This window comes from Lutibacter sp., assembly GCF_040883305.1.
Lineage (GTDB): Bacteria > Bacteroidota > Bacteroidia > Flavobacteriales > Flavobacteriaceae > Lutibacter.
Window position 1 is genome coordinate 1 of sequence record NZ_JBFLKT010000287.1, and the last position, 4,282, is coordinate 4,282.

At 29.2% G+C, this 4,282-nt stretch carries 6 protein-coding genes; all 6 read left to right on the forward strand.

Annotation, left to right across the window (positions count from 1 at the left end):
* Positions 1-140 precede the first annotated feature (140 nt).
* Positions 141-671: a YeeE/YedE thiosulfate transporter family protein gene (locus AB1Z17_RS09165; RefSeq protein WP_368051503.1), complete on the forward strand. Its 531-nt coding sequence runs from the start codon at positions 141-143 to the stop codon at positions 669-671.
* Between the two features lie 21 nt (positions 672-692).
* Positions 693-1,283: a YeeE/YedE thiosulfate transporter family protein gene (locus AB1Z17_RS09170; protein WP_368051504.1), complete on the forward strand. Its 591-nt coding sequence runs from the start codon at positions 693-695 to the stop codon at positions 1,281-1,283.
* Between the two features lie 16 nt (positions 1,284-1,299).
* Positions 1,300-1,965: a rhodanese-like domain-containing protein gene (locus AB1Z17_RS09175; RefSeq protein ID WP_368051505.1), complete on the forward strand. Its 666-nt coding sequence runs from the start codon at positions 1,300-1,302 to the stop codon at positions 1,963-1,965.
* Between the two features lie 26 nt (positions 1,966-1,991).
* A complete protein-coding gene (locus tag AB1Z17_RS09180; protein ID WP_368051506.1) occupies positions 1,992-2,609 on the forward strand; it encodes a rhodanese-like domain-containing protein in 618 nt (205 codons plus the stop codon).
* A 337-nt stretch (positions 2,610-2,946) separates the two neighbouring features.
* A complete protein-coding gene (locus tag AB1Z17_RS09185) occupies positions 2,947-3,933 on the forward strand; it encodes a rhodanese-like domain-containing protein (protein ID WP_368051507.1) in 987 nt (328 codons plus the stop codon).
* A 79-nt stretch (positions 3,934-4,012) separates the two neighbouring features.
* Positions 4,013-4,282: hypothetical protein (locus AB1Z17_RS09190; RefSeq protein WP_368051508.1), on the forward strand; the 270-nt coding region annotated here is incomplete at its 3' end.

A 4,282-nucleotide genomic window follows, 5' to 3' on the forward strand; every position in this document is an offset into this window, starting at 1 on the left:
TAGAACTTACAGAACTTATTGGTTATAAAATTCCTGTGGCAATACCAGCATTATTAGTATTAATTGGTGGGTTGGTTTTTAGATTTGTAATGGTTGAAGCCGGACAAATTACCCGATACCTTTATTAAAAAAAGTAAATTATGAATATAGACAATCAAAAAAACAAACACATATATTGGAATCCTTATTTTGGAGGTTTTCTACTTGGAATATTAATACTTTTTACTTTTTATATGACTGGAAGAGGCTTAGGCGCCAGTGGTGCAATGAAAAGTGGTGTAGTAACAATTGTTGATGCATTGGCTTCAAACCATGCAGAAAACAATGCCTATTACAGTAAGTTTGTAAAAGAAGAAAAATCACCTCTTAATTCTTGGTTGGTTTTTGAAGCACTCGGCGTTTTAATTGGTGCATTTATTTCTGGCGGATTAGCAGGTAGAATCGGTTGGAGAGTACAGCATTCACCTAAAATTTCAAGCAAAAGAAGATTAATATTTGCCTTAGGTGGTGGTATTTTATTTGGAATAGGTGCACAAATTGCACGTGGTTGTACAAGTGGTGCCGCATTAAGTGGAATGGCAGTATTATCAACAGGTGGCTTTATAACTATGTTGGCTATTTTTGGAACAGGATTCCTGGTAGCATATTTCTTTAGAAAAAATTGGATTTAATAATTAAAAAATAAAAAATATATGGGACCTTTAATTCCTAATGGAGTAATTCCTTACGAGTGGAACAATATTATAGCAATACTAATAGGAATTTTCTTCGGATTTATTTTAGAATCCTCTGGGTTTTCTTCCTCTAGAAAATTAGCAGGAGTATTTTATGGATACGATTTTGCAGTATTAAAAGTGTTTTTTACAGCCGCATTAGTAGCATTAATCGGTATTTTATACATGGATTATCTTGGTTTTTTAAACATGGAGCAATTATATATTCATCCAACATATTTTTGGGGAGCTATTATTGGTGGTGTTATTATGGGTGTGGGATTTGTAGCTGCAGGTTTTTGTCCAGGAACAAGTTTATGTGCAGTTGCAATTGGTAAAATTGATGCCATAGTTTATGTAATTGGAATTATGGTTGGAATCTTTATATTTTCTGAATTATATACCGTATTTGAACCAATTTACGATGGATATTTTGAAGGCAACATTACTTTAATGGATTCTTTAGGTGTAAATAGGTATTGGTTTGCTTTTATATTTACCATAATAGCAATTGTAGCTTTTGCAACTTCTGATATGATTAGAAAAAGAGTTAAAAAAATATTTTATTAAGATAAAAAAAACTAAAATGGTTAATAGAAAAACAGCAAAATTTTTATCATTTAGGTACACAATATTAGCCATAATATTTGTAGTACTTGCAGGTGGATTAGTTTTATTACCTAAATATGAAAAACATGAAGGTATAAACCCTGATGAGTTATTAAGTAATTCGGTTAGTCCAGAAAGGTATATTTCAACCGATGAATTAGCTGATAAAATAATAGGTCAGGATCCTTCTTTTTTATTGATTGACGTTAGAAGCGAAGCAGAATTTAGCAAATATTCCTTACCTAATGCCATCAACATCCCTCTAAAAAAATTGTTGGATGAAGACTCTATAATGTATTTAAATCAAACACAATATGATGTAGTTCTTTTTTCAAACGATAATTTTTACGCAGATCAAGCCTGGATTCTTGGGAACAGATTAAACTTCAAAAATCTTAAAGTTTTAAAAGGAGGAATTAACAATTGGTATAAAACTATAATTAATCCGCCTATTCCAACTGAAAATATGGCAGCTCAAGAATTTGACTTGTATGCATTCAGAAAATCTGCTAGTATGTTTTTTGGAGTAGTTTATCCAGAACAAATTAAGGTGGTAGAAAAACCGGTTGTAAAAAAAGTAATTCCTAAAAAGGTAATTCCAATAAAAAAGAAAAAGAAAATGCCTGTTGAGGGTGGTTGTTAGTTGTTAACAAAAAATAATATAGACAGATGAAAGAATTAGAAAAAACAAAACGAATATCAATAGCATCGGTACTTTTTATTTTGGTTGTACTTATTGGACTTTTAACTTATAAAAGACCAGCCCATATGTATGCTATAAATTCAAAAACTACGTTAGAAAATATTACAACAGATAACTATTTAATTTCATTAGAAGGTATTGAAAATAAAGAGTATGTTTTAGTTGATACCAGAAATGAATTCGAATTTCAAAAAGGACATTTAACTAATGCTATTAATATTTATGCTCCTGAAATTTTAAACGAAGAAAACGCTTCAATTTTTAATAAATTACAAGAGGAAAATAAAACAATAGTTTTATATAGTTCTAATCCAAATGATGTAGTTGCACCATTTATGGTACTTTATCAACTTGGTTATAAAAATCTAAAAATTGCTGCCATTAATAATAGCTACACTCAAAATGAATTAATTTCTAAAAATATTACAGTAGAAAAATCTGTGGCAGATATTAATGCATTTATAAATGAATCTATAAAAAAGGCTGCTCAAAAACCAAAACCTAAGCCGGTTGTAAAAGCTCCTCCTAAAAAAGTAATTCCAATAAAAAAGAAAAAGAAAATGCCTGTTGAAGGCGGTTGTTAGTTTAATTATTTAAAGCTGTTTTATTTCTAAAACAGCTTTTTTTTGTTCAATTTTTAAGCGTTCTTTAACACAAAAAGACCCTGCTTTTTGATAAAAATTAAATCAAAAAAACAAGTTTAAAGTTTAAAATATAACACCTTAAAAAATTAGATTACAAAAACCTGTAAAATATTTTTTAAAATATTGTATATCAATTATTTACTTATGTAACTTAGGTAACTAAACAGACTAATTATTAATAAGATTTTACTGATAAAAGTCATAAAAAAACTACCTTTTCATAAGTAATTTTGGTGTAACAATTAGTACAAATTAATAAATTAAAATTACTTAAAGAATGAAAAAAACAATATCATATTTAACAGTATTTTTTATAGCTATAACTATATTAAGTAGCTTTAAAAAGAATGAACAAACAGTTCAGTCCGACCCATCAGAATTTGAACTATTGGTTCAATATTTAGAAGCAAATGGTAACTTTATTAATAGTGAATTAGCTCCAGCAATAATTGAAGCTCCAGAAATTAAAGATAACCTTAAAAACAAAGGGTACTTAGTTTTAGATATTAGAAGTGAAAGTTGGTTTGATTATGGACATATTAAAAATTCAGTAAATGTAAAAGGTCCAGAATTACTAACCTATTTTGAAAACGAAATTGACCCAGCATCTTTTGAAAAAATTACAATTGTATGTTATTCTGGTCAGTCTGCCGCTTATTATGCTGGTTTATTAAGACTTGCAGGGTATAATAATGTATTTAACTTAAAATGGGGAATGAGTTCTTGGGATAGTGAACTGGCTCAAAATATCTGGGTAAAAAATTCAACAGATACTTTTGCAGACCAAGTAGAAACTACATCAAATCCAATGCCTGAAAAAGGTAGTACACCTGCATTATCAACTGGTAAAACCGATGCACAAGAAATATTAAAAGAACGTATAAAAGCTGCATTTGAAAAACCTTATAAAGAATTTATTGTAAAAGCAGAAGTAGCATTTGAAAATCCTGCAGATTATTTTGTAGTTAGTTATACAGATGCCGATACTTACAATTTAGGTCATCTAAAAGGAGCGGTTCAATACCAACCAAAAACACTAGCTTCTACAACAAATCTTTATACGTTACCAGCTGACAAAAACATATTAGTTAACTGTTCTACTGGTCAATCTGCGGCTTATGCTGTTGCATATTTACAGGTTTTAGGATACAACGTATCTAATTTAGCTTATGGATCTAACAGTTATATCAACTCAGCTTTAGTAGCAAAAAACTTAAATGGTTTTTCAGCTAAAGAAATTCAAAATTATCCACTTTCAGAATAATTAAACATAAACAATTTCACAAATAAACAAACAAACAAACAAACAAACAAACAAACAAAACATTCAAAACACTCAAATCATGAAAAAAATATCATTATTATTAATCGGATTCTTATTAGTTTTAACATCTTGTGATGGTGGTGGCGATGACCCTACTATAGTACAAGAACCTGCTTTTACTACCTTAAAAAATTATATGGTAAATAATGGATATGACATTCCTAACATAATTACAAATGCTGATGGTGAAAAGTTTGTTACTGGTGCTCCAGCAGCTGAAACTGATATCCCTGCTTTTTTAGCAAAATATCACGTAGTTGATATTAGAGCAAAAGCTGATTTTGACAAA